This is a genomic window from Tuberibacillus calidus DSM 17572, from assembly GCF_000430685.1.
Lineage (GTDB): Bacteria > Bacillota > Bacilli > Bacillales > Sporolactobacillaceae > Tuberibacillus > Tuberibacillus calidus.
The window spans coordinates 99,566-125,514 of the sequence record NZ_AUMM01000003.1; the positions used below are offsets into that span (position 1 = coordinate 99,566).

Consider the following 25,949-nt stretch of genomic DNA (forward strand, 5'->3'; position numbering starts at 1 on the left):
TTACGATCTGCAAGGAAAGCCTTTCTTCAGTACGTATCGTTTTGAAAAAACGAGAAGGTTGACGGCCTTAGTCAACCTTTTTTTCGTCCTTTAAGATTTGATAAAAATAGCACGTCTTCCCCAAGACATCGGACGGATGGCGACACGCGAATGGATGCAGCAAAAGTGCCATGGCAGGGGATAAATTTTTTTTTTTCGGATTTCGAAGCAAATCACATTCTTTTTTTTCACAAATGGTGTATATTAATGAATTGATTTTGAAGCATACGTGAGCTGTTCGTCAAAACGATCGTATTGGAAGGGGATGCTGTGTGGAAGAAACATATCAATCAGGTCCTGAGAAACCGAGAATTTGGACGAAAGACTTCATTTTTATTTGTATCGCCAACTTTTTTGTCTTTATCGGCTTTCAGATGACGCTGCCAACGCTTCCGCTTTTTGTTGAAAAGCTTGGCGGTAGCGATCAACTGATCGGCATGGTCGTCAGCATTTTTACCTTATCCGCTTTGCTTATCCGCCCTTGGGTCGGCCATGCATTGGAATCCAAAGGCCGTCGTTTTATTTACCTCGTCGGCTTGGGGATTTTCGTCGTGTCGGTTGGGTCCTACGCCTTTTTATCGAGCATTGTGTTGCTTTTTCTGATGCGAATCATTCAAGGAGCTGGCTGGGGCATGTCCACAACAGCCGGTGGGACGGTGGCTACAGATATTATACCGGCAAAACGGCGCGGTGAAGGCATGGGCTACTTCGGTTTATCAGGAAACCTCGCCTTAGCGCTCGGGCCTAGCTTCGGACTGGTCCTTGTATCAATAATCGGGTTTTCGTATACCTTTTTACTTTCTGCTCTTGGAGGTTTGCTTGCCCTCATTTTTGCCTCTATGTTGCATTATAAGCCAGTTGATAAAAATGCTGTCGCTCATAACCGCTGGGATGTCCTTGAGAAAACCGCGTTGAAGCCTGCTTCATTGATGTTTTTTATGACCATGTGTTTTGGCGGCATTGCCTCGTTTCTTCCGCTATACGCAGAGGAAAAAGGAATTGGCGGCATCGAATGGTATTTCATCATTTATGCACTGGCTTTAATGCTATCACGAACGTTTTCCGGACGCATTTATGACTTGAAAGGTCATCAAGCCGTCTTTATCCCTGGTGCGGTTTTAATTATCGCCGCGATGCTCAGCCTATCCTATCTAGGCAGTTTTCTATATCTCATACTTGGTGCAATTCTGTTTGGCATCGGTTTTGGCGCCATTCAGCCAGCCATGCAAGCGTGGGCAGTGGAAAAAGCACCGATGAATCGGAAAGGAATGGCCAACGCCACCTTTTTCTCTTGCTTTGATTTAGGCGTCGGATTTGGTGCGTTATTCTTCGGCATGATCGCGAGTCATTACGGTTATGCAGACATCTATCTTGTTGCTGCTAGCTCTGTCGTTGTTTCAGTCATCCTGTATTTGATCTATCTTGTTCGCGACAACAAACAAAAAAAGGTGAGACAACGTTTGACGCAAGCTTAGACCAATCACAGTCGAAAACAGGTAAAGGAGCGTCTTTCTTGATATCCTTTGGGCTCAGAGATCAAGGATAAGTAAATGAGTAGGATTTATTGATTTACGTGTTCTGTCTAGGGGGAGAGATGATGGAAAGTTTACCTTGTAAAGGTTGTCGAGGGCTCTGTTGTGGACCCGTTCCGATCACCAAGGATGAGCTAAAAAAAATCAAAAAGAAAATTCAATCCATGCCAAAGAAACTGCGTGAGGAACTAAAAAACCAGCCGCGAATGCCTGGCACTTGTATTTTTTATGATGAAAAAAAAGATGGTTGCGGCATTTATTCCGCCCGGCCCTCCATCTGTCAGGCGTTCGGCTATTATAAAAATCTTGCCTGCTTTCGCAATCCCAAAGTGGCCTCCAATAGAAATTATGTTGCGAAAGACTCCCCGGTAGGCATTTTAAGTGTGGATTTTACATGGAAGGATTTCATATGAAGCGATATGCCGGTTGTTTACAAAAAAAGTGGACAGAAAATGAGTGAAGGACGACACAACGCCAAAAATAGAAGAGTCCCCCTATTTGAACCGAGGGGGACCCTTGACCAGGCCAATGTTTTATTGATGTTTTTTCTAATATAAAGATGCGGTGCGACGTTTTGCAAGCTTATGAGCTGTAAAACGTCGCGACTCAAGATGTGCAACGTTTTGGCACGTGAACTTACTGAAAACGTCGCGCAAAATTAACCGATACCTGATGCTGTTTTACTTCAATCTTCCCGCTTTCTTCGCAGCCTCTTTTAAAATGTGCTCGATTTGGCTATTGACGCTTCGAAGCTCGTCTTCAGCCCACTTGGCGAGCACTTCATATAATTTTTGGTCGATGCGAAGAGGAAAGGCTTTTCGCTTCGTCATAAAAACACGACCTTAGTAAATCGTTCCGTTATTGATGACCGGTTGTGTTCCTTTTTCAGAGACAATCGCAATCATTAAATTATTGACCATTTGTGCTTTTCTTTCTTCATCGAGATCAACGATTTTTTGTTCCGTAAGTTCATCAATAGCTGCTTTCACAAGTCCAACCGCCCCGTCGACAATTACCTTACGCGCCGACAAAACCGCCCGTGCTTGTTGCCGCTGCAACATGGCGGAAGCAATCTCTGCGGAATAAGCGAGGTGCATGATGCGTGCTTCAATGACATCGACACCGGCCACTGCCAACCGTTGTTGTAGGTCATTCACAAGGACTTCGGCAATTTCATCACTGTTTTGCCGCAATGTCCACTGATTTTCCTTTGATTCAAACGTATCGTAAGCATAATGGCTGGCAATATGGCGAATGCCGGTTTCGCTTTGGATTTGCACAAATTGAATGTAATTTTCGACGTCAAACACGGCTTTTGCGGCATCACTTACTTTATAGACGACGACCGCGGCAATTTCAATGGGGTTGCCTTCTAAGTCATTCACTTTCAATTTTTCACTATTAAAGTTCGTCACCCGCAAGGAAACGCTCTGTTTGAAAGTGAACGGGATCGTCATCCATAACCCTTGATCGCGGATGACCCCAAGGTATGTCCCAAAGATAGTTAACACTTTTGCTTGGTTAGGCTGCACAATCGTCAAACTGGTTGCTGCAACAATACATAGTAAAACAAGCAGAACACCAAGTAATTTTACCGGAATGGCTGGCGCGCTAATGATAAGATAGACGCCAATAATTAAACTGATAAATGCAAGCAAAAGGGCACCATAACCATTCATTTTAAAGACCGGTTTTTCCTTCATCATGAATCCCCCCTAAAATATTTCTTTTGATATTAATATGATATCATATCTGTATTAAAATGGCAATGCGGATTTCAGAAAATTGTATACTTTTCCTTTAATGAGTCACTTTTGTTTTCGATTTTCAATCCAATGGCAACGTGGTAAGATAAACACAGCATAGAAAAGTTGATTGTCACAGGGGTTGAAAACTTGAAACAGTTAATTAATAAGGAAGTAGCAGCCATTGAAATTTCCGGCATCCGCAAGTTTTCGAATATGGTCGCGGATGTCGAAGGCATGATCTCACTGACGATCGGTCAGCCCGATTTTCCAACACCCGAGCACGTCAAACAAGCTGGTATTCAAGCCATTGAACAAAATGCGACCACTTATACGCATAATGCCGGTGACCGCAACCTGCGACATGCTGCCAGTGCTTTTGTTCAGAGGAAATACGGTTTAACATATAATCCTGAAACAGAAGTGATTGTGACCATCGGTGCAAGCGAAGCGATTGATGTCGCGTTAAGAACGATTCTTGAAGCTGGTACTGAAGTGATCTTGCCGGGACCGATCTATCCCGGTTACGAACCAATCATACGTTTATGCGGCGCGACGCCGGTGTATGTTGATACAAGGGATACAGCGTTTAAAATCACAGCGGAAAAAATCAAACAAGCGATAACGGAGAAAACAAGGGCAGTCATTTTACCTTATCCATCCAACCCGACAGGTGTGACGTTGACAAAAGATGAATTGGGTGCCATTGCTGAGATCATCAAAGATCATGACATTTACGTTTTGGCAGACGAAATCTATAGTGAGCTGACATATGATGCACCGCATGCTTCGATTGCTTCCTTTATACCGGAGCAAACCATTGTCATTAACGGCTTATCAAAATCTCATGCGATGACAGGTTGGCGCATTGGTTTTCTGTTTGCCCAGGAATGGCTAGCCCAACATATTATAAAAGTACACCAATACAATGTTTCTTGTGCCTCTTCTATTTCTCAAAAAGCGGCGGTTGAAGCTTTAACGGCAGGCATCAATGATGCCGAAGGGATGAAAGCCGAATACATGAAGAGGCGATCCTTTGTCAGTCAACATTTGGATGAACTCGGTCTCGAATATGTGATGCCGAATGGGGCCTTTTACTTTTTCGTCAAACTGCCGTCCTACCTAACGCTTAATTCTTTTGACTTTGCGGTCGATTTAGCTAAGAAAGGGAAGGTGGCTGTTGTCCCAGGGAGCGCTTTTTCAAAATATGGGGAAGGCTATTTCCGAATCAGTTATGCCTCTAGCATCGAAATGCTGACGGAAGGCTTTAAAAGAATGAAACGGTACCTACTCGGGTAAAGGCACTCCAAATCATGACATTTTCATGACGATGCCCGGGATGCGGATGAAAAGGGGGCCTTGCGCTCGACTTTTTTATATATTACATCATAAATGGATGTGAAGGATGGACGTCATGAATAAAACGGAAATTTATGGGGAACTAACAAAACTCATTGATGAACATAAAATTTTGCAAGATGAACCGTTAAAACCACATGTCTATACACGGATAGGTGGCAAGGCGGATTTTCTTGTATTTCCTAGTAACTTTGAAGAAGTTCAGCACCTTGTCAAATTTTCTCTCGCTCATCATATCCCTTATACGATTCTTGGAAACGGCTCGAATCTCATTATCCGTGACGGCGGAATCAGGGGCATTGTCATAAATCTTACCGATTTGACCGATATGCGGCTTGAAGGGGAAAAAATCATTGCCCAATGCGGTGCCGCGATCATTGATGTGTCGCGTTTTGCTTTGAAACATTCGCTTACCGGTTTGGAATTCGCCTGTGGCATCCCCGGGACCGTCGGTGGTGCTGTTTACATGAATGCGGGAGCGTATGGCGGGGAATTGAAAGATGTGTTGGAGTCGGCACTGATTTTGGATAACCAGGGCGAGATGAAGAGACTCCGGAATGACGAGCTTGAGTTTTCATACCGAAACAGTCTTGTCGCACAAAAAGGCTATCTTGTATTGGAAGCCGTTTTTGCATTAACAAAAGGGGACAGCCGTGCCATTAAGGAAAAAATGGATGATTTAACCTTTCGCCGGGAATCGAAACAGCCATTGGAATATCCGTCCTGTGGCAGCGTCTTTAAACGGCCACCCGGTTATTTTGCTGGAAAATTGATACAGGATTCCGGTCTTCAAGGCACGCGAATCGGTGGTGCCCAAGTTTCCACAAAACATGCCGGCTTTATCGTCAATATTGCTGATGCCACAGCTTCTGATTATATTTCACTCATCCGCCATGTTCAAAAAACAGTGAAAGAAAAGTTTAACGTCGATTTAGAAACTGAAGTAAAGATCATCGGTGAAGATTAAAAGCTTAGCCTTTCGGTTGAGCTTTTTATTTTTATATTCGTCAGTTTACATCAATGATACCATCCATCCCTTCCCTGGAAGGGCCGGTGAGTGTCATGACTAGCCTTTTGGCAAGCCTTTCTTTCACTTTTATATGAGAGGTTCTAGATATTGGTTATTTGTCGATAAGAATATTGAGAAAATTACAAAAGTTTAAAGGGATAAACATTATGGTAAATCATAACTAACGATGGCTACCGTTTAAAGGAAGGAGTTAAAATCTCCATTTAAAGCGATTCGATCCTCAAAACGAAAGACCGTGTAAGGTATCCTCATTTTGGGTCAGCTAATTTGTTATTTTATACATAGAAATGATCAATGGAGGAGTTGTAACGATGGCATATTATCCTAAATATTTTCTCGTCTTATGCCAAGACCGCCTACATGACCCGAACGGAAAGCCATATTCCCTTTATTTTATCAATCTTTCCGATACTAAGATCAAACGGTTGGATGTTAAAACCGGCGGATATGCCACCATCGATCATGAATTGGTTAATTTGGAACCTACTGAAAAAACATGGACGAACCTTCCTCCGCGAGCATTTTGTTTCATTCAAACGGCTGGTAAAGCGGATTTTGATTATGTGCTTTGGTACAATATCAAGGCCATAACCGAAGAAAAAGAACAAGATTTAACCTTTCACATTCCAAAACATTTAATCGATGCCAAAAGGGTAGATAGCCTCCCGGTGCTCGGTCTGCCTGGTTATGTCTTTTACCCGATGGATTAAAAGGGGGATGGCCCCCCTATTGTGTAACAACCGCCGGGTGAGAATCCTCTTTAGAAAAGAAAAACTTTACGTGATGCGATTTACCTCACAGTAAGCGCCAGGCCATCGGGTTATTCTAATAGTACGAGCACGCATTTATTTTGTTTGAAAGGGGATACACATGACTCTTAAACATATCCATGAATTTTTGGTATACGATTCGGCTCGCATGACGAAGCAAACCATTTATAAAGAAGGAAAGAGTCAAGTCTTCGTTTTAAATTTAATGCCCGGTCAACAAGTACCGGCACATAGCCATCCGAACGCTCATGTTTTTCTTCTTGTTGTAAAGGGGAAAGGAATAGGTCGAATCGATGAGACTGTTTTTGACATCCGCGAGGGAGACACCTTCCACTGTAGCGATGACGAACAGCTAAGTATAGAAAACAATAGCGATGACAATCTTAGTTTGTATGTTGTGTTAAATCGTCAATGATTTTTACCCAAAACGGTGAACGCTTTAATGCCCATTCACCGTTTTTTTCATTTTTTACTGGTAAAAAATCGATCATTTTCAGTCCAGCATAAGGGTAATGAAGTCCACGCCTTTTTTTAAAGGCTTAGCAGAGCCAATTTTCTAAAAAATTTTTGTCCCTTTGTTTGGCATTTAACCCTGCACTCTGAGTAAAACATTTTTAATGATCCTTTTGGTTGGTCTATAATAAAGTTCAACCATATCGTTGACGAAGGAGTGTTGGATGATCATGAATTGGGTGACGTTAAATAATGGCGTTAAAATGCCTCAACTTGGCTTTGGGGTTTGGCAAGTGGAAGACCAAAAAGCGACGGTTGCGGTAAAGAAAGCGCTTGAGGTCGGGTATCGATTGATCGATACAGCGATGATATATGGCAATGAAGCAGGCGTGGGGCGAGCGGTTAAGGAATCGGGGATCCCTCGGGAAGATTTATTTATCACAACAAAGGTTTGGAATGCCGACCATGGCTACGAAAAGACATTGAAAGCATATGACGAAAGCCTTTCGCGATTAGGTCTTGATTATGTGGATCTATATCTTATCCATTGGCCGACACCCAAATATGATCAATATATCGATACATATAAAGCATTGGAAAAACTCTATCACGACGGTCGTGTCAGAGCCATCGGGGTTTGTAATTTTGAAAACGAACATCTTGAACGGCTTTTAAAGGAATGCGATGTGGTGCCTGTTCTGAATCAGATCGAATGCCATCCTTATCTTCAACAAAATGAATTAAAAGCATTTTGCGCAGAACATAACATTTTTGTTGAAGCATGGAGCCCCTTGGAACAAGGCGGGGAGGTATTAAAAGACGAGGTGATCGTCAAAATTGCCGAGTCGCATGGTAAAACACCGGCTCAAGTCGTCCTCCGTTGGCATTTGCAAAACAATACGATTGCTATTCCAAAATCGGTCACCCCATCGCGGATCGAAGAAAACTTTCATGTCTTCGATTTTGAATTAACCTCAGAGGAGATGGCGGCGATTGGCAAGCTCAACCGAAATCGCCGCAGAGGCTCACATCCGAATGAAATGAATAGACGGTGAAACATTTTCCACTCGTAAAAAAGACCGTACGATTTGCGACCTTTTTTTCAACGGTTAATGGCCCTGGAGAGGAAGTTCTCCGGGCCATTTTTGCTCTAATGCATCATCGAATATTAAGCTCGATGTATGCCTCTTTCTCCGTTTAATGTAAAGATACGCATGATTTGTTCCGTCTGTTTTTCAATTAATAGCGCAGCTTTGGCAAAACTATCTTCCAGAGTCAGTGGTCCGTTCGCGATGGCAAAGGCAGCCGTCAACCCCTCTTTATAAAGTGGTTCTAGATCATCACCGATGGCACCGGCCAGTGCGATGACAGGGATATGATAAGATTTGGCACTTTGACAAATACCGGCTATAACTTTTCCATAACATGTTTGAGCATCAAGTTTTCCTTCACCTGTCAAAATCAGGTGTGGCTTATGATTTTGAAGTAATGCATCAAAAGCAACCGTCTTTTTCACGAGTTGGATGCCGGATAAGAGTTGGGCATTAAGAAAAGCGAGCAGTCCTGCAGCCGTACCCCCGGCGGCACCAGCACCCGCAAGGTGATGCAAACGAATGCCGCGTTTTTGCTTCACCACATCGGCAAAGCGATGTAGCGCTTTGTCCAATTCCGAAACCATTTGCGGCGTGGCACCCTTTTGCGGTCCGAAGACGGCCGATGCACCTGTTTCACCAACGAGCGGATTCGCCACGTCACAGGCAATTTGAAAAGAGCAATCTCGAAGGCGCGGGTCGGCATCCGTATCGTCAACCATATGTAAATGTTGAAGCGCCAAGCCGCCATCCGGCAGCTCCCTGCCGCTATCATCCAAAAAGCGATAACCGAGTGCTTTTAACAATCCCGTTCCCGCGTCGTTTGTGGCACTACCACCTAAACAAATTATAAAAGTTCTCAAGCCTTGATCTAACGCATGGCGGATGAGCTCACCGGTTCCGTAGGTAGTCGTTTGACTCGGGTCTAACTCTGCGGGTTTAAGAAACGAGAGGCCGGAAGCTGCGGCGAGCTCAATGACGGCGGTTTGGCCGTCGCCAGTGATGCCATAGGATGCCGCGATCGGGCGCCCGAGCGGATCATGAACAGACACCCCTTCAACCAACGTGCCGTGTGTGGCATCAACAATGCTGGATGTTGTTCCTTCTCCGCCGTCGGCCATCGGCACAGGAATTATTTTTGCTTCCGGAACGACTTTTTTAATACCTCGGGCCATCGCTTGACACACCTCTGTCGCGGAAAGCGAGCCTTTAAAGGAATCAGGGGCTAAGATAATGTGCAATCTGTACAACTCCTTGTATGCGTTTGCAAATGATAAATTTATTATAAAACTGGCGGAGCGGACTTTCCATAGGATGTTATGATGAAAAGGATTTCAGTCTACTCTGTCGATTTTGTGTGGTTTAACCAAAAAGCAAGAGCGAATGGGAAAGGGGAGGAAGGTGGGTTCAATTAACAAATAAAAAACAGCCATGAACCACTTGGTCATGGCTGTCCATCCATTAATGAGTGTTGATCGGTTTTTAACTTACTTTTTTGTTGACCTTGGTTAGCTGGGCTTTTTTATGATACCCTTTGCCATAGAAAAAGGCCGTTAAAATGATGATCCAGAGTGGGCCAACAACCAAGGCAATTCGTGTATCAGGCGATAAAGCCATCGCCGCTGCGATGCCAATTAAAAAGACAATGGAGAAGATCGATGAAAACGGATATAAAGGCAAGCGGTAATCCAAAAGCTCTTTAGATTTTTGTAAACTGCTCCGAAATTTCATCTGAGAAAGTAAAATCACAACCCATGTCCAAATGGCACCAAACGTCGAGATCGAGGTCACCCAGGCAAAAACCTTAGCGGGGACAATATAATTTAGTACAACGCCAATCAGTAGCACAATAGCCGTTACAAATACCGCAAAACCCGGCACGCCGTTTTTGTTTAACTTCGCAAAGCGCTTCGGCGCTTCACCGTTTTCCGCCAAGTTAAATAGCATGCGCGCGGTGCTGAATAAACCACCGTTACACGATGAAAGGGCGGCTGTCAATACAACAAAGTTAATGATGCCAGCTGCAGCCGGGATGCCGAGTTTGTCAAACGTCATGACAAACGGGCTGCCTTTTGTCCCAAGCTCATTCCATGGATAAATCGACATAATAACGAATAAAGCACCGACATAAAAGATGAGGATGCGCCAGAAGGTGGCATCGACGGCTTTGGCAATGGTTTTCTTTGGATTTTTCGCTTCACCGGCGGTTACCCCAATCATTTCAATGCCAAGGAAGGCAAAGGCGACCATTTGCAGTGAAAGCAAAATCCCTTTGATGCCGTGCGGAAGGAAACCGCCATGGCTCCATAAATTGTGAATCCCCGTCGCCAATCCGCCATTTCCGATTCCAAAAATAATCATTCCGAGTCCAGAAACGATCATGAATATGATGGTGATAATTTTTATTAACGCAAACCAAAATTCTAGTTCCCCATAGGCTTTAACGGTAAGGAAATTAACGAGAGCCATAATAACTAGAGCAGCGAGTACCCAGATCCAGCGCGGCACATCTGGAAACCAGAAGCCCATATATATACCAACAGCCGTGATTTCTGCCATGCAAGTAACAACCCATAAAAACCAATAATTCCAACCGGTAATAAATCCAGGAAGTGGACCTAAATATTCACGGGCATATTGACTGAACGAGCCTGACACCGGCTTGTGTATAGCCATCTCACCAAGTGCTCTCATGATAAAAAACATCACGATGCCAGAAAGTATATAGGCGAGCAAGATGCCAGGTCCAGCGAGTTCAATGGCAGAAGCCGACCCCAAGAATAAACCAACACCGATCGCCGATCCAAGGGCCATCAGTGTAATATGCCTTTCTTTTAACTCACGTTGTAATCCGCTTTCCGGAGTGTTGTTCTTCATTGCTGTTTCCTCCAATCTTGTTGCGGGTTCATGTGTGGTGCTGATGCTGTCACCGGAAAGGTGATGGTAGCGCTTACAATATACCATAATAGTTAGTGTGTGACAAGTCGTGTTTTGTAAACACCTCAAAAATTGGCGTATAATATTGTTAAAAACCACAAATAACGGTTATCTGCTAAATCAGAAGGGGAAAGCGTATGGAATACGATTCAATTTGGGATAATCTCGATAGTTTGGAGGAATTTGCCGATGCGGTAAGCGAGTTTTTGCATTGTCCAGTTACGATTGAAGATCGCAACCACCGACTCTTAGCTTACAGTACTCACGATGAGCGGACGGACCCGGCGCGCATTTCAACGATCATTGGCCGACGCGTCCCTGAAAAAGTGATCAATAGCCTTTGGAAAGAAGGCATTATTCCGAGCCTTTTAAACAGCCGTGATCCGGTTCGCGTCAAAAAAATGGAAGATATTGGTCTTGGTGACCGCGTCGCTGTATCCATCTGGCATAAAAATGAGGTGCTCGGTTTTATTTGGGCGCTGGAAATTGATCGAGTTTTGGGTGAGGAAGAATTTGCCTTTTTGAAAAGAGCAGCGCAAGCGATCAAAAATAAATTGTTACCCATGCAGGCGCGCCGAGATAAAAAAGAAGAACGATCACAGGAATTTTTCTGGAAGTTATTAACGAGTCATTTTCAGACCGAAGAGGCGATCATCGAAAATTTTCACCGACTTCAAATCAACCCATCATCGTCCTATGCTCTCGCTGTTTTTCAGTTTCGAGAGGATATCTCAAGCAGCGAGGAAAAAAAGATTTTATATCTATTAAAAACGATTCAGCAATTAAAGATTATGCTTTATACGATTGATCACCAAAAATTGATACTATTGATTGCCCTTGACCATATCGACCAGCCGCTGACAACATTATCAGAATTTGTACAAACTTTTGTCGAGAAAACGGAGGAACGCTTCGGCGTTGGTGAAATTACCCCGGCATTCAGCAGTTTGCATACGGACTATCTTGATGTGGAACGAGCTTACAAGGAAGCGTTATCGGTTATTGCTATAAAGGAAAAATTTCCGCATGAAGTAAAAGAGATCTTTGGTTATCAAAATCTGGGGATCTACCGGTTTATCGATGTCCTTTTAGAAAAACGCACAAAGGACGGGTTTAAAAATCACGCTTTGGAAAAGCTCCGCGAATATGATGAAAAACACCAAACGAACTTAACCGAAACAATCGAAACATTTTTGGATAAAGATAATAATGTCCATGAGGCCGCTAAAGCGTTAAACGTTCACGTTAATACACTAGCTTATCGGTTAAAGCGCATTGCTGAAATCGGGGAAATCAATTTAAAAGATCCCAATCAGAAAATCACATTTATATATTGACCTGAAACTTGAGCGCTTTAAGCATTTATAACTTTTTGTGGAAATCCACAAAAGACGAGCATTATTTTTTCTTATGGACACAATGAAAGGGCTTGCAAATTGGGGTATACTGAAACTAACGAGGTCGCATGACCGAAGTTAAGGAGGATATTGGATTATGATTATTGGTGTTCCAAAAGAAATTAAGAATAATGAAAACCGCGTCGCCATCACACCTGCAGGTGTCGTTTCGATGGTCAGCGCTGGTCATAAAGTCCTTGTTGAAAAAGGTGCCGGCGTTGGTTCGGGTTTTACGGATGAAGAATATAAAAAAGCCGGTGCAGAAATCATCGAATCTGCCGCTGATGTTTGGTCCGGAGCGGAAATGGTCATGAAAGTGAAAGAACCGCTGGAAAGCGAATACGGTTATTTCCGTCCGGGTCTTGTGCTTTTCACATATCTTCACTTAGCCGCAGATCCGAAACTCACGCAGGCTTTGAAAGATAGTGGCGTCATTGCCATTGGCTATGAAACCGTTTCGGTTGGACGGACCTTGCCGCTTTTATCACCAATGAGTGAAGTCGCAGGTCGCATGGCTGCGATTATCGGCGCGCAATTTTTACAAAAAACCAATGGTGGAGAAGGCATTCTTTTATCCGGTGTGCCAGGTGTTCCGCGCGGTAAAGTGACCATCATTGGCGGCGGAATTGTTGGGACAAATGCTGCAAAAATCGCCATAGGTTTAGGTGCCGATGTGACGATTATTGATCTCAATCCTGAGCGTTTGCGCGAGTTGGATGACATTTTCGGTAACCAAGTGACAACGCTTATGTCCAACACCTACAATATTGCTGAAGCCGTTAAAGAAGCGGATCTTTTAATTGGTGCCGTTTTAATTCCGGGTGCTAAAGCACCGAAGCTTGTCACGGAAGAAATGGTCAAAACCATGAAACCAGGTTCAGTGATCGTGGACGTTGCTATTGACCAAGGTGGGATCGTTGAAACATCCGATCATGTGACGACACATGACAATCCAACTTATGTGAAACATGGGGTAGTCCATTATTCTGTAGCAAACATGCCAGGTGCTGTGCCGAAAACGTCAACCCTTGCCTTAACCAATTCGACATTAACTTATGCTTTACAAATTGCGAATAAAGGTGTCTTCAAAGCCATCGCCGAAAACGATGCCTTAAAACGCGGCGTCAATGTGGCTAATGGTGAAATCACCTTTGAAGCGGTCGCCAAAGACCTTGGTTATAAGTATGTACCGGTCGAAAAAGCCCTTGAAAAAGAATTGGCCGCTCTATAAGCATCAATAGAAAAATACTCCCAGACCCAACTTGCGGCAATCCTTGCAAGTTGGGTCTTATTTCTTCTGGAAAGAAATTTCTGTTATTGATGAGTCCAGCATAGAAACAATGTTGTTCATAAAGTGGTAAAAAATAACATAGATAACGTAAAGGGTAATGAGATCGACATCTACCACTTTATGAGCTTGCCAACCGGCAAGTTTTCTTATAAATTTTTAGATGCCTAAGTTAATTAATGCTCTTTCCTTCGTTTTTATGATAAAAATCTTATGAGAGGGGGATAGAAGATGCCATTTAGTTATGTCTCCCATTTGTCGTGTCCAAAGTGTCAGTCAGTATATAGCATCGATGAGATTCACCAACTTTGTGCGTGCGGGTCACCATTACTGGTCAAGTACCGTTTAGAAGAACTGGCCTTTTCGCTCAAACCGAGCGACCTCATGACAAGGCCGTCGACGCTCTGGCGATATCATGAATGGCTCCCGGTTCAATCTGAAGACAATGTCGTCACCTTAGGAGAGGGCGTGACGCCGCTTATTCCCATGCCGCGGATCGGTCGTGAGATGGGGATTGCGCATTTCTATATGAAAGATGAAGGGGTTTTACCGACCGGGACTTTTAAAGCTAGAGGCGCAGCGGTCGGTGTTTCGAAAGCAAAAGAGCTGGGCATCAAAGCCCTCGCTATGCCGACAAACGGTAATGCTGGTGCCGCTTGGTCCCTTTACGCGGCTAGAGCAGGAATTAAAGCCACGATTGTCATGCCCGTTGACGCTCCTGAAATCACAAGAAAAGAATGCGAGGCTTCTGGGGCGAATCTTTTTTTGGTCAATGGTTTAATCAGTGACGCCGGTAAAATCGTAGCGAAGGCGGTTGAAAAGGGACAGCTATTTGATGCGTCCACTTTAAAGGAACCGTACCGAATCGAAGGAAAAAAACGATGGGCCTTGAGATCGCGGAACAATTAGGGTGGAAAATGCCAGATGTCATTTTATACCCAACGGGGGGCGGCGTCGGCATCATTGGCATTTATAAAGCATTAAATGAACTGCTCCAAATGGGTTGGGTAGAAGGGCCTCTTCCGCGCTTAGTCGCTGTACAAGCTGAAGGCTGTGCCCCGATTGTTCAGGCATGGCAGGAGGGGAAATCCATCTCGGAATTTTGGTCGAACGCGAATACCGTTGCATTTGGGATCAATGTACCTAAAGCTCTGGGGGATTTTTTAGTCCTGGATGCCATATACAAAACGCATGGATGTGCGGTTGCTGTTGATGATGAAACGATCCTTGCTGAACAGCGGAGAATTGCCTCCCATGAGGGAGCCTTTGTTTGTCCAGAAGGGGCAGCGACGTTTGTTGCCGCCAAGAGATTAAGAGAAAATGGCTGGATCAAAGATGGAGAAGTGGTCATCGCTCTAAATACGGGAACGGGCCTAAAATACCCGAATACGATTCATCGCGAGGTGCCGATTCTTCAACCGGGGGATTCCTTAGCGGAAGATATATAAAAGCGTCGCCGAACAATACATAACTGTCTCTTATTCGTGCTAAACCGTAAACGACCAGCGACTTTTCTATACAGCTTTACTGTATGGGACTCTCATACTCATAACCCTTTTATTATGGGAACCATTTGGCGTATTCCCACCCCATTGAGGTATTTGCCGCTGGAATTGACCCCCTGTTTTCATTCCCTTTAGAAGCGGGGACTCTTTACGGGCTGCGCGAAAAGCGATAACGATTTCATGTTATAATAGATCTATTAAAAGAGAATACTATAGTAAAAGAAAATAGGGGGATTTATTTTGGATTTGTTTATCCCAGAGCAGGTTAATTTATATGACGAAATGCGAAAAATGGCGAAACGCCATCCGAATTCCGTGATTATTGAAGACTTAAGCGGGACGCTGACCTATGAAAAATTTTTGCTTGCTGTTAACGTGCTCAGTCGAAAAATCAAAGTGATGACGAGCCATGAAACGCGCGTCGGACTCTATTTGCCGAATGTGACGGGAACTGTTATTGCTCTATTTGCACTATTTAAAAACGAACAAGACCCGTGTATTCTAAATTTTTCGATGGGCGCGGAAACGATCGTCGATTGTTTGGAAACAGCGTCTTTGCGGACAGTGATCACCTCTCGGGAATTTATTAAGGTGGCTAATTTATACTCCGTGGTCGACGAGATGGAAAAAATTGTACGAGTTATTTATCTCGAAGACCTTAGGGATCAACTCACCTTAGGTCAAAAACTCGGCGGTTTAGCTGAAAGCAAGCTACCGATTTCGAAAAAACGGAAACAGGGTCATGTGATATTATTCACATCCGGAACAGAAACAAAACCCAAAGGCGTCATGTTGACGCATCGAAACATTTACGCCAATATCAAACAGGCAGTATCAACCGTCGATCTCACAGAGAAAGATCGTATTTTCAATCCATTGCCGTTGTTTCATTCATTTGGCTTGACTGTCGGGGCGGTATTACCTTTCATCACTAATATTAAAAGCTTTCTTTATCCATCACCGCTTCATTATAAAGAAATACCGAAAATGATTGGACAGGATAAAAGCACCATCTTTGTTGCCACCAATACCTTTTTTAAAAACTATGCCAAATTTGCTTCTCGTGAAGATCTTAAAACACTTCGAATTGTGGTGGCTGGCGCTGAGAAATTGACGAAGGATGTTAAAGATCTGTATGAGCGCGAGTTCGGTGTGACCCTTTTACAAGGCTATGGCACAACGGAGACCTCACCGATTGTCTCACTGAATACACCGACCCATCACAAAGAAGGATCGGTCGGCAAACTCATTCCACTAATGGAGTATAAATTGGAGAAAATTGAAGGGATCGACCACGGCGGCGTCTTACTATTAAAAGGGCCAAATGTCATGAAAGGGTATTTAATCCATGGAAAAGGTTTTGTGCCGTGCGGGGAATGGTATAATACGGGAGATATTGCTGACGTCGATGAAGACGGCTATCTTTATATCATATCGCGATTAAAACGCTTTGCCAAAATCGCTGGTGAAATGATATCGCTCAATAAACTCGAAGAAATGGCTTTGGCGTGTTACCAGCAGTCCGGCTTCTACGCTGTGAGCATCCCTGATCCTAAAAAGGGAGAAAAAATTATTTTATTTACGACTCACAGCGATTTGAGCGATAAACCGCTTAGAAAATATATAAAAGAACAAAAAGTCTCATCCTTATACATCCCTTCCAAGATTGAACCGATTGATGAAGTGCCGATTCTTGGAAGTGGGAAAGTCAACTATCGCGAATTGGAAGTCCGCGCCAAAGCAATGTTTTCTTAAAAAAGGCATGAAAACAGGTGCCCTAGTGAAGGCACCTGTTAGTTTTTTATTACCAAACATAAGCTGTACCGACAATAATCAAGAGGATAAACAGGACGACGATTAAGACGAAGCTATAGCCCCCGCCAAAGCCGCATGTTCCGCCAGCAGCACCAAAACCCATGAACAATCACCTCCTTCTGGAAGCGATAGTTCATCATACGCGAAAAAGACAACAGTGTGATGGACAGATGGTTCATTATGATCAAAATATATCTTTACCTAAAAGGCGTCTTACCGATGAAACGAAAATAGGTTTTTAAGTTCCAATCAATTGTTATCAAATGGAAAACGGGACGCCTGGTTGAAATAGCGTCCCGCAGTTTTTGAAATTAGGTTTTACATCTGACTAGAAAAAATCACCGATATCCATAAGCTCTTAAAATGATCCAAGATCGTATCGGCTGAGCCCATAATCTTTAATTATGGTTAATAGTTTTATAGCATACGTTGGGTCGGTAGAATAGCCGCCGTCTTGGATGCCATAGGCATACTCTTCCAGTGAGTGAGCATTTTTTAAATAGGTTTGATATCGCGGCTTCAAAAGTACATTGGCATGGTCGACTAAGCATTCGTAATAATTGTGATAGCGTTTAAAGCCAGCTTCAACGGTAATCTCTGTTCCATTTATGACCTCATGTGTGGTTAAATAAATGGTGCCAGCAGGGCCTGTCCCTTTAATGCCGAATAAATTTTTCCCTTCCCTAGCCAGTTGAGAAAGGCTTTGGCTTCCGCTTTCCAAAATAATTTGCGCAAGTGTAATCGAGGTCGGGATGCCCGTTGATTTTTCAAGCTGTTGGGCAGGGGCAACGAATAGGTGAATGACTGAGGGGATGTTTTTATCTTGTTTCAGCTGTCGTTCCCATTCGGCTAATTCCGCCCGATGTTGAGCTTCCAGTTGCTTGTAATGCTCGGCTTGTTTTAGATTGGACGATAACGCCTGAGTAATTTGGCCGGCTTGTTCTTTAAGCTGACTCAGCAATATTTGTTGTTTCGCTTGTTTACTTTTGAGGGTAGCCATAAGTGCTTCGAGATTTTGGAGATCTTCGTTCAGTTTGGCTAAAGTTTCCTTAAGTACCTTTTGATTTTTTTCTAGCTCTTTTTGATCTTTCATTTGTTTTTGTAAAATCGCGCGGTCTTGTTCGGCAATTTTATTGATGAAAACCATGCGGTTGATAAAATCGTAGAAATTTTGAGCATCAACGAGTAACTCCAGATAATCAATCGAGCCGCCGTTCATGTAGGCTGTGCGAGCGCGTTCTTTAATTAACTCTTTTCGATCTTGAATGCGCTTCTCAAGCATGGCAATATTATTTTTTAGCGTTTCAAGATTCTTTTTTTGAGTTTCGATATCATGACGTTTACTTAAAATTTGGTTATTAGATGCCTGAATTTGAAGTTCAAGCTCCTGAACTTGATGGCTGATGACTGATTGTTGGTTTTGATTGGCATTTAGTTCAGCTTTTTTATCTTGAACCTTATTCAGTGCTTCTTGGCGATGTTGTTGATCTTTCCGGATTTGTTGTTGCAGTTCACTGCCTGTGTCGGCAAATGCAGTCGGAGGTTGCAATAATAAAAGAGAAACAGAGGCGGCTAAACCAATTTTGACGAGTGAGCGCCCGTTCATGCGCAATACCTACAACCTTCTTGTAAATGACATCCGACTGCCGCCCCGACCGGAATACGGGAAAAATGGATCATGTTTATCACTCCCATTTCAAAGCCCATCCACGCTAATTATAACAAAGCCTTATTAACCAGCAGATTGAAAAACGGTAACATTTATATTGCAAAATGATGACGTTTAATAGATTAATAGGAAGTAAACTAGCAGACTGATCTGAAAAGCGTAAGGCATTCACCCTTAAAAATGAGAGGAGATCTGACACCGTTTCGGTTTATAATCTAGACGCAAAAACTTCATTGAAGAATAAAATGGGTCTAACCCTTAAAAGCTAGGGCAGACCCTACTTAAACATATGGTGATGAAAAACTGAGCGACTAACTATACGAATCGGGATGATAGATTTTTTCTTTTTTTGTCAAAATGGGACTCAGGGGTTTCCACTTCGGACGATTCCGTATCATTTGCCGGGCTTCCAGCTCATGAAATGATATGCTTTTTCAAATTGCGTATCATTTGGCTGATCGAACGGCCTCAATATAATATGCTTTTTAAATTTTTGGCCGAAATGCCGCCCAGTTATTACCATTTCTCGTGATTGCGTATCATTTGCGAGACCTCCGGCTCATAAAATGATATGCTTTTTCAAATTGCGTATCATTTGGCTGATCGAGTAGCCTCAAAATAATATGCTTTTTCTGTTTTTGGCTAAAATGCCACCCATTTATTACCATATCCTGCGACTGCGTATCATTTGCGCGTCCTCCAGCTCATGAAATGTCACGCATTTTCGTTATTGTTTGAAATATGGCCTCATTTTTCCTGTTTCCTGCCATTTCGTATCATGGTCAGGCCTCAATCTCGATTTATAATTCATCAAAACCATTTAAATCGCTGACTTTCGTGTATTGCCGTGATTTTTGCTCAAAGAAATCGGTTTTGGTATCTTCAAAATTATCGACATAGGCGCGAATCCATTTCATCGGATTTTCTGTTTTTCCTTCATAAAGGTCGCTCAATCCAAGTAATCTAAGCATTTTATTGGCACGGTATTGAATATAGCCTGCCATTTCGTCCATGTCGATGCCGGGAATTTTCGATAAAAGGTTCTGACTCCACGCCGTTTCTTGTTCAACGGCGTTAGCAAATTCCGCATAGATCCATTCGGCAAAAGCACTTGTATTATACGAAGGATTTTCGGCCAGTGTCGCTCGGAACAGGTCACTGATAAAGCGACCATGCTGGAGTTCATCTCTATTAATATAAGAAATCATCGTTGAGGTGCCGACCATTTTCTGATGTCTTGCTAGATGATAGAAAAAGGCGAAACCGGAATAGAAAAAGAGCCCTTCGAGGATGGCGCTGTAAACCATCGCTTGTAAAAGATGGGGGATGGACGGTTCTTGAGCAAAGGCATTATAGACCTCCATAAGGCGCGCGTTCCGGCGCAGTAAAATCGGATCGGTTCGGCCCAATTCAAAGGTTTCCACTTGTTTTTCGAAAGACACGACTGAAGAGAGCACATAGGCATAGCTATGATTATGCTCGCTTTCTTGATCGGCAATCGTCGCCATGATCGATTTCACCGAAGGATCGGATGCATAATCGGCGATGCGCATCGCAAGATCCGTCTGCGGTCCATCCAAGGTGGCAAGAAGCCCGATTGTTTTTAAAAATGCTTCTTGTTCCTCATTTGTTAACGCAGGGAATTGCTTGATATCATGTGTCATATCCACTTCGCCGGCCCGCCAAAATAACGAGCGGATCGTCTCGCGAAAATCATAAAAATGCGGATAGCGCAGGTCATTCCAGTTTAATATGCCGCTCGCCTTGCCGCCGAATAGGGCGGTGGCGCGATTTGGATTTTCAGGTGCTAAGACGCGGACACGATCAAGTTTTGTCGGCAATAGTCAGCCACTCCTTTCGTCCATTCATCGACAATCATCTCTTGGTCACCGCGCGGGCTTTGTTCGATTTTTAATGGCGGGAAGGGGGATGCGTAAAAACGTGCCAGTTTGTCGGCGGCGCGGCAAAAAAGCCCATCACCGCCGAATTGCGTATCCCCGGTTCCGAAAACAAAGACGGGATGGGGTTTGATACCGAGCTTTGCCACAAAGTCTTTGACGAGCTTTGGCGTCGAGCCTTTTACCCAAGTAAAACTGCCGATGACAAACGCATCGTATTCCGACGGATTAGGAAGATCCGTCAAGCGGGGGCGAATGCGATATAGGTCCCCATCCATCCCCATTTCAAGTAAACGTTTTTGAATGCCCTCTGCCACTTCCTCTGTATTTCCGCTGTAACTGGCATAACAAATCAAGACGCGCACCATTCACACTCCTCAATATCCGTTGCAGTAGAACGGACATAATATGTGGATTTTAAACCCGATTTCCAAGCTTCTAGATGAAGATCGAGTAAAATCTTTGCCCGAATGTTATGAGGCACATAAAAATTGAAAGAAATCGCCTGATCGATATGGCGTTGTCGTGCCGCATTTTGTCTGATGGATGCCCGTTGGTCAACGATATAGGCCGAACGCCGGTACACGTCATAGGTTTTATGGTCAAGGTCAGGTGCCGTGACGGGCAGCTTAAAATCTTTCTTTTCTTCATAGTAAAAAGGTTTAAAGATCGGATCAATCCCTGCTGTTGATCCGGCAATCACGGCGGTGCTTGAATTTGGGGCAACGGCCATTAAATAGCCATTGCGCATACCGCTTTTTTGGATAGCTTGCGCCAATTTTGTCCACTGTTCACGGTTTTTCCCGGTAAGATAGCCCCTTTCGCTGAAATACTTGCCGGTTTGCCAATCGCTTCCTGAAAAAGCGGGATAGGCGCCTTTTTCCTCGGCTAAGTGATGGCTTGCCCGGATGGCAAGATAAGCGATGCGTTCATAGAGTTCATCGGCAAGCTCGACAGCTCTTTCAGATTCCCAATGAATGCCTTTCAGCGCTAACAAATGGTGCCAACCGAATGTGCCAAGTCCAACCGCTCGGTATTTTCGGTTCGTCGCCATGGCTTGGCCGACTTCGATGGTATTTAGGTCAATGACATTGTCGAGCATCCGCACTTGAATCGGGATCAGCCGTTCGAGAACGCCATCGGGGACGGCCCGTCCTAAATTAATCGATGATAGATTGCAAACGACAAAATCTCCCGCCTTTTTATAAGTAATAATCGTGTCACCATCATGCTGTTCTTTGTATTGAATGGTGGGGGACATATTTTGCATAATCTCTGTACATAAATTGCTCGAATAAATCATCCCTAAGTGTTTATTTGGATTTTTGCGATTGGCTTCATCCCGGTAAAACATAAACGGGGTGCCGGTTTCCAGCTGGGATTTCATGATTCTTGCCATAATTTGAATCGCCGGAACCTTTGCTTTGGATAAACGCTTGTCACGGACGCACTGCCAAAATTTTTCCCGGAACGAACCTTCGCCTTTTTCCTCATCGTAAAAATCTTCCAGTCGAAAGCCCATGACACGCTTGACTTCATGGGGGTCAAATAAGTACCAATCCCCGCGGTTTTCCACTTGTTCCATAAACACATCCGGCAGGCAAACACCGGTGAATAAATCGTGGGCGCGCTGACGTTCATCGCCATTATTGAGTTTTAAATCTAAGAAAGCTAAAATGTCGGCATGCCAGACGTCCAGATAAACGGCAATCGCACCTTTCCGTCGCCCGAGTTGATCGACGCTGACAGCGGTATTGTTCAATTGCTTGATCCACGGGATGACGCCGGAAGAAGCGCCTTTAAATCCTTTTATCGCACTGCCGCGTGCGCGAATTTTTCCTAAGTAAACGCCGATGCCGCCGCCGCCTTTTGAAAGTCGGGCGACGTCAGTATTACTGTTATAAATGTCCACTAAAGAGTCCTCAACGGTATCAATGAAGCAACTTGATAATTGGCCGAATGAAAGGCCCGCATTGGCTAAGGTCGGTGTGGCTACTGTCATATAAAGGTTAGAAAGTGCCCAATACGCTTCGGAAACAAGAGCCGCCCGTTTTTCTTTAGGCTCGTCCTGCATTAAAAAGAGGGCGATGGTCAACCACCGTTCTTGCGGCAGTTCATAGACGTTTTTGTCATAATCCGTGGCGAGATACCGATTCTTCAGTGTGTGTAACCCTATGTAATCAAAAAGATCATCGCGCTCGGGTTTGATGAGTTGCGAAAGTTTTTCTATTTCTTCCCGGCTGTATTTTTCTAAGATGTTCGGGGAATAAATGCCTTTTGCGACCAACATTTTTTGCAGTTCATAGTAATCGCCGTATTTTTGGTCTTTATGATATCCTCGATTCTTGCTCGCTTCGGTATATAAGCGGTGAAGTTCGATGCGAGAAGCGACATACGTCCAATCTCGGCCCGCTTCATCGACGTTTTCCAGCGCCGTCAAAATGAGGTGATGCATCAGCTCGTCTTCGGATATGGTTTCATTCGCCGACAGCGCGCGCAAGTTTTTTTCCAAATACAATTCTTTGTCCAAGGCCGGAAAAGGGGCTGTCACTTCTTCAATAAAACGGGTAAGGCGCGCTTTATCCCAGCCATGTATCGGTCGGACTTCCATTACCATGATCTTTTCACCTTCCTCATCAATGGATCAAATAAAAAAATCCGCCTGGGGGAGGCGGATCAAACGATAATGAGAGGTATAAAAAGACACCGGTCACTATCGTTTCACCTTCTCAATCCCCGAAGAATGGAAACTCAGCGCAAACCAGGCAGGTCTCCTGACTCATGCTTCATCCTACTCGGAAGCCTTCCCACATCACGCGTGATGCAGTGGCGCCATCCTTTCGTCCGCATTGACAGTTGCGGGGACAGTTTCGGATTTTCACCGAATTCCCTATTAAGCCTTTAGCAGGCACCTGATTTGCTAGAATTCAATATATTGAGTTTTGTTTCGAAATAAGGCACTACATGTAGTGTGCTTTTATCTTATCATTAAGATCAGCGGTTGGCAACTCTTTTTTTCGTCTAGACGAGAGAAAGGTCGCGTTTAGCATTTTTGAGAAATCGTTAACTAATTGAGGATTCACAGGTCCGAAAGTTTAAACCCTTTTTGTTTTTCCCCATACCGTTTTTCAACATGTTACCAAACTTGATATCAATCTTATCGATGAAGGATAATATAAACTTAAGAGAAAGTGGGGTGATCTAATGACCAATCATAAGAAACCCAATCGATTAATCGCCGAAAAATCTCCCTATTTGCTTCAACACGCCTTTCAACCAGTAGATTGGTATCCTTGGGGAGAGGAAGCTTTTGCCAAAGCCAGAAGGGAAGATAAACCTGTATTTGTCAGTATCGGCTATTCAACATGTCATTGGTGTCATGTGATGGCGCGGGAATCCTTTGAGGATGAAGAAGTGGCGCAGCTTCTCAATGCGCATTTTGTCTCCATTAAATTGGACCGGGAAGAGCGCCCCGATATTGATGCCATTTATATGTCGGTTTGTCAGGCGCTGACCGGGCATGGCGGTTGGCCTTTAAGCGTGTTTTTAACGCCGGATCAAAAACCGTTTTATGCGGGTACATATTTTCCAAAGGAAAGCCGGTACGGACAGCCGGGATTTCTAGACGTGCTCGGAACGGTGGCGAGTGCGTACCACAAACAAAAAGAAGAAATAAACCGTTCAGGTGACAAAATCATCCATACATTAAAGCAAATGAAGGCCGACCATGCCCCAATAAAAGAAGATATCATCGACAACGCCTTTAGCGCGTTTCAAACCGGCTTCGATCCACTTTATGGCGGATTTGGTGAGGCACCGAAGTTTCCAGCACCGCATCAATTATTGTTTTTATTGCGTTACGGACGTTGGTATGAAAATCGCCGCGCCGTTGAGATGGTTGAAACAACATTAGAAGGCATCGCGAATGGCGGCATTCATGACCACATCGGCGGGGGATTTGCCCGTTATGCCACCGATCGTAAGTGGCTCGTTCCGCATTTTGAAAAAATGTTGTATGATCAGGCCATGTTGATGCTCGCCTACACGGAGGCTTGGCAAGTCACTGGGAATCCTCGCTGGCCGCGCATCGTTGAACGCATCCATCAATATGTCGTTCGTAACATGCAGGATGAAAAAGGCGGTTTTTATTCGGCGGAAGATGCCGATTCGGAAGGGGTTGAAGGAAAATTTTATCTTTGGACACCTCAGGACATTGCTTCTGCCCTCGGTGAAGAAAAGGCTCGTTTTTATTGTCACGTCTACGGCATCACTGAAAAAGGGAATTATAAAAGCGCCAATATTCCGAATCGTATCAGCCGGTCATTAACCGAAACGGCTCAAGAACAAGGGATGACGGTGGCGGAATTAGAGAAGAAACTGGACGTACTGAACGAAAAGCTTTTTCAAGTTCGGGAAAAACGCGTGCGGCCGCATAAAGACGATAAAATTTTGACAAGCTGGAACGCATTAATGATTGCGGCGTTGGCCACCGCAGGGCGCATTTTTAAAGAAAAAAAGTATGTTGACACTGCGCAGCAAGCCTTTCATTTTATTGAAAACACGATGTGGCGGAAGGACGAACTTTTTGCCCGCTATCGGGACGGTGATGTCAATATCCAAGGCTATTTGGATGATTATGCTTTTCTCATGTGGGCTTGCGATGCGCTTTATGAGGCCACTTGGCAGGCGGACTATGTTGTGAAAATGAAAGAGACCGCTGACCGGATGATTGCGCGCTTTTGGGATGAAGCCCATTTCGGATTCTTTTTAAATCAAGCCGATTCCGGCCTCGTTCTTCGACCAAAAGAAGTCTATGATGGCGCACTTCCTTCGGGAAACAGCGTCGCTGCGATGATGTTGTTGAAACTTGCCAGAAGGACCGGAAAAATGGACTATGAGGCCTTCGTCGATAAAATGTTTCAGGCATTTGGAACGGAAATTAATTCGTATCCCATGGGGTATGCCTGGTTTTTATCGGCTTATATGCTCGGGCGAAAGGGAACGAAAGAACTTGTGATTTTAACCGATGAAAAGACGGATGAACCTTTGGCAGGCGTTTTAAACAACGTTTATCTACCGGAGGTCATCCCGCTCGTAGGCCGCTCGGCAGATTTATATCGAATAGCGTCGTACACGAAAGATTTTACGTTAGTCAATCATAAAACCACGTATTACCTTTGTGAACATTTTGCCTGTCGAAAACCGACGAACAACGCAGATGAGGTCATCAAGGTTTTAACAACATGATGTGATGAAGTTTAGAATGGACATCGGATATCGCTTAACTTGCGATATCCGAGCTTTTTAATGTTGAGATTGGCTATCTTGGCGATTTGATTCGAAGTTTTTCGTAAGGTGGCTGTTTGTGAGAGTTGGTCAATCCTCCTGTTAATCGCTCCTCTCTCAAGGCGGAAAACAAAA

At 44.1% G+C, this 25,949-nt stretch carries 19 protein-coding genes, 2 pseudogenes and 1 riboswitch; of the genes and pseudogenes, 12 read left to right on the forward strand and 9 right to left on the reverse strand.

The window, feature by feature from the left end; all coding sequences use genetic code 11:
- Positions 1–311: 311 nt before the first annotated feature.
- Positions 312–1,514 (forward strand): MFS transporter, encoded by a 1,203-nt coding sequence (locus H532_RS0100635; RefSeq protein WP_027723847.1) that lies wholly within the window; start codon positions 312–314, stop codon positions 1,512–1,514.
- Between the two features lie 122 nt (positions 1,515–1,636).
- Positions 1,637–1,984 carry a YkgJ family cysteine cluster protein gene (locus H532_RS0100640; protein ID WP_027723848.1) on the forward strand — a complete coding sequence of 116 codons (348 nt, stop codon included), beginning with the start codon at positions 1,637–1,639 and terminating at the stop codon, positions 1,982–1,984.
- Positions 1,985–2,251: 267 nt separating this feature from the next.
- Here the strand turns inward: H532_RS0100640 and H532_RS19750 are convergent, their stop codons facing one another.
- Positions 2,252–2,401, reverse strand: coding sequence for a type II toxin-antitoxin system antitoxin (locus H532_RS19750; protein ID WP_081412251.1), 150 nt, complete (start codon positions 2,399–2,401; stop codon positions 2,252–2,254).
- A 12-nt stretch (positions 2,402–2,413) separates the two neighbouring features.
- Positions 2,414–3,274, reverse strand: a complete 861-nt coding sequence (locus H532_RS0100650; RefSeq protein WP_027723849.1) for an SPFH domain-containing protein — start codon at positions 3,272–3,274, stop codon at positions 2,414–2,416.
- A gap of 192 nt (positions 3,275–3,466) precedes the next feature.
- On the opposite strand from H532_RS0100650, the gene H532_RS0100655 reads away from it, so the two are divergent.
- The 5 genes from H532_RS0100655 (at position 3,467) to H532_RS0100675 (ending at position 7,983) form a co-directional block, all read left to right on the forward strand.
- The gene (locus tag H532_RS0100655) at positions 3,467–4,615 is read left to right on the forward strand and encodes an aminotransferase A (RefSeq protein WP_027723850.1); all 1,149 of its coding nucleotides are present in this window, start codon (positions 3,467–3,469) and stop codon (positions 4,613–4,615) included.
- Positions 4,616–4,730: 115 nt separating this feature from the next.
- Complete coding sequence (gene murB / locus H532_RS0100660) at positions 4,731–5,642, forward strand: UDP-N-acetylmuramate dehydrogenase (protein ID WP_027723851.1); 912 nt, start codon at positions 4,731–4,733, stop codon at positions 5,640–5,642.
- Positions 5,643–6,016: 374 nt separating this feature from the next.
- Positions 6,017–6,415, forward strand: a complete 399-nt coding sequence (locus H532_RS0100665) for a hypothetical protein (protein ID WP_027723852.1) — start codon at positions 6,017–6,019, stop codon at positions 6,413–6,415.
- 160 nt (positions 6,416–6,575) lie between these two features.
- Positions 6,576–6,890 (forward strand): cupin domain-containing protein, encoded by a 315-nt coding sequence (locus H532_RS0100670; protein ID WP_027723853.1) that lies wholly within the window; start codon positions 6,576–6,578, stop codon positions 6,888–6,890.
- A gap of 268 nt (positions 6,891–7,158) precedes the next feature.
- Complete coding sequence (locus H532_RS0100675; RefSeq protein WP_027723854.1) at positions 7,159–7,983, forward strand: aldo/keto reductase; 825 nt, start codon at positions 7,159–7,161, stop codon at positions 7,981–7,983.
- A 113-nt stretch (positions 7,984–8,096) separates the two neighbouring features.
- Here H532_RS0100675 and H532_RS0100680 read toward each other — a convergent pair whose 3' ends face one another.
- Together H532_RS0100680 and H532_RS0100690 are read right to left on the reverse strand one after the other, a co-directional pair.
- Positions 8,097–9,260 carry a glycerate kinase gene (locus H532_RS0100680; RefSeq protein ID WP_027723855.1) on the reverse strand — a complete coding sequence of 388 codons (1,164 nt, stop codon included), beginning with the start codon at positions 9,258–9,260 and terminating at the stop codon, positions 8,097–8,099.
- 241 nt (positions 9,261–9,501) lie between these two features.
- Positions 9,502–10,896, reverse strand: a complete 1,395-nt coding sequence (locus H532_RS0100690) for an amino acid permease (protein WP_027723856.1) — start codon at positions 10,894–10,896, stop codon at positions 9,502–9,504.
- Positions 10,897–11,093: 197 nt separating this feature from the next.
- Between H532_RS0100690 and H532_RS17480 the strand changes: the two are divergent.
- The 4 genes and pseudogenes from H532_RS17480 (at position 11,094) to H532_RS0100710 (ending at position 16,901) form a co-directional block, all read left to right on the forward strand.
- A pseudogene (locus tag H532_RS17480) lies at positions 11,094–12,324 on the forward strand (PucR family transcriptional regulator).
- 126 nt (positions 12,325–12,450) lie between these two features.
- Positions 12,451–13,584 carry an alanine dehydrogenase gene (gene ald, locus H532_RS0100700; protein ID WP_027723857.1) on the forward strand — a complete coding sequence of 378 codons (1,134 nt, stop codon included), beginning with the start codon at positions 12,451–12,453 and terminating at the stop codon, positions 13,582–13,584.
- Between the two features lie 288 nt (positions 13,585–13,872).
- Positions 13,873–15,089 (forward strand): annotated as a pseudogene (locus tag H532_RS17485) (threonine synthase).
- Positions 15,090–15,386: 297 nt separating this feature from the next.
- Positions 15,387–16,901: an AMP-binding protein gene (locus H532_RS0100710; protein ID WP_027723858.1), complete on the forward strand. Its 1,515-nt coding sequence runs from the start codon at positions 15,387–15,389 to the stop codon at positions 16,899–16,901.
- A 49-nt stretch (positions 16,902–16,950) separates the two neighbouring features.
- On the opposite strand, the gene H532_RS19755 is transcribed toward H532_RS0100710, so the two are convergent.
- The 5 genes from H532_RS19755 to H532_RS0100740 all read right to left on the reverse strand — a co-directional run bounded on the left by H532_RS19755 (position 16,951) and on the right by H532_RS0100740 (position 23,145).
- Positions 16,951–17,064, reverse strand: a complete 114-nt coding sequence (locus H532_RS19755) for a YjcZ family sporulation protein (RefSeq protein WP_081412252.1) — start codon at positions 17,062–17,064, stop codon at positions 16,951–16,953.
- A 255-nt stretch (positions 17,065–17,319) separates the two neighbouring features.
- The gene (locus H532_RS19370) at positions 17,320–18,567 is read right to left on the reverse strand and encodes a glucosaminidase domain-containing protein (RefSeq protein ID WP_245566381.1); all 1,248 of its coding nucleotides are present in this window, start codon (positions 18,565–18,567) and stop codon (positions 17,320–17,322) included.
- 863 nt (positions 18,568–19,430) lie between these two features.
- Positions 19,431–20,471 (reverse strand): ribonucleotide-diphosphate reductase subunit beta, encoded by a 1,041-nt coding sequence (locus H532_RS0100730; protein WP_027723859.1) that lies wholly within the window; start codon positions 20,469–20,471, stop codon positions 19,431–19,433.
- On the reverse strand, positions 20,438–20,896 hold the full coding sequence (locus H532_RS0100735) for a flavodoxin (RefSeq protein WP_038111197.1): 459 nt from the start codon (positions 20,894–20,896) through the stop codon (positions 20,438–20,440). Before H532_RS0100735 ends, H532_RS0100730 begins: the two co-directional genes overlap by 34 nt.
- The gene (locus tag H532_RS0100740) at positions 20,881–23,145 is read right to left on the reverse strand and encodes a ribonucleoside-diphosphate reductase subunit alpha (RefSeq protein WP_027723861.1); all 2,265 of its coding nucleotides are present in this window, start codon (positions 23,143–23,145) and stop codon (positions 20,881–20,883) included. The genes H532_RS0100735 and H532_RS0100740 overlap by 16 nt, the downstream gene beginning before the upstream one ends.
- A gap of 130 nt (positions 23,146–23,275) precedes the next feature.
- Positions 23,276–23,459: riboswitch (cobalamin riboswitch) on the reverse strand.
- Between the two features lie 273 nt (positions 23,460–23,732).
- Here H532_RS0100740 and H532_RS0100745 point away from each other — a divergent pair.
- Positions 23,733–25,775 carry a thioredoxin domain-containing protein gene (locus tag H532_RS0100745; protein WP_027723862.1) on the forward strand — a complete coding sequence of 681 codons (2,043 nt, stop codon included), beginning with the start codon at positions 23,733–23,735 and terminating at the stop codon, positions 25,773–25,775.
- The last annotated feature ends 174 nt before the right edge of the window (positions 25,776–25,949 follow it).

Bases quoted from the DNA above. Each gene is read 5' to 3' on its own strand.
- H532_RS0100675 (WP_027723854.1), top strand. From the start codon at position 7,159: ATGAATTGGGTGACGTTAAATAATGGCGTTAAAATGCCTCAACTTGGC.
- ald (WP_027723857.1), top strand. From the start codon at position 12,451: ATGATTATTGGTGTTCCAAAAGAAATTAAGAATAATGAAAACCGCGTC.
- murB (WP_027723851.1), top strand. From the start codon at position 4,731: ATGAATAAAACGGAAATTTATGGGGAACTAACAAAACTCATTGATGAA.
- H532_RS19755 (WP_081412252.1), bottom strand. From the start codon at position 17,064: ATGGGTTTTGGTGCTGCTGGCGGAACATGCGGCTTTGGCGGGGGCTAT.
- H532_RS0100670 (WP_027723853.1), top strand. From the start codon at position 6,576: ATGACTCTTAAACATATCCATGAATTTTTGGTATACGATTCGGCTCGC.
- H532_RS0100745 (WP_027723862.1), top strand. From the start codon at position 23,733: ATGACCAATCATAAGAAACCCAATCGATTAATCGCCGAAAAATCTCCC.
- H532_RS0100735 (WP_038111197.1), bottom strand. From the start codon at position 20,896: ATGGTGCGCGTCTTGATTTGTTATGCCAGTTACAGCGGAAATACAGAG.
- H532_RS0100665 (WP_027723852.1), top strand. From the start codon at position 6,017: ATGGCATATTATCCTAAATATTTTCTCGTCTTATGCCAAGACCGCCTA.
- H532_RS0100640 (WP_027723848.1), top strand. From the start codon at position 1,637: ATGGAAAGTTTACCTTGTAAAGGTTGTCGAGGGCTCTGTTGTGGACCC.
- H532_RS0100650 (WP_027723849.1), bottom strand. From the start codon at position 3,274: ATGAAGGAAAAACCGGTCTTTAAAATGAATGGTTATGGTGCCCTTTTG.
- H532_RS19370 (WP_245566381.1), bottom strand. From the start codon at position 18,567: ATGAACGGGCGCTCACTCGTCAAAATTGGTTTAGCCGCCTCTGTTTCT.
- H532_RS0100690 (WP_027723856.1), bottom strand. From the start codon at position 10,896: ATGAAGAACAACACTCCGGAAAGCGGATTACAACGTGAGTTAAAAGAA.
- H532_RS19750 (WP_081412251.1), bottom strand. From the start codon at position 2,401: ATGACGAAGCGAAAAGCCTTTCCTCTTCGCATCGACCAAAAATTATAT.
- H532_RS0100740 (WP_027723861.1), bottom strand. From the start codon at position 23,145: ATGGTAATGGAAGTCCGACCGATACATGGCTGGGATAAAGCGCGCCTT.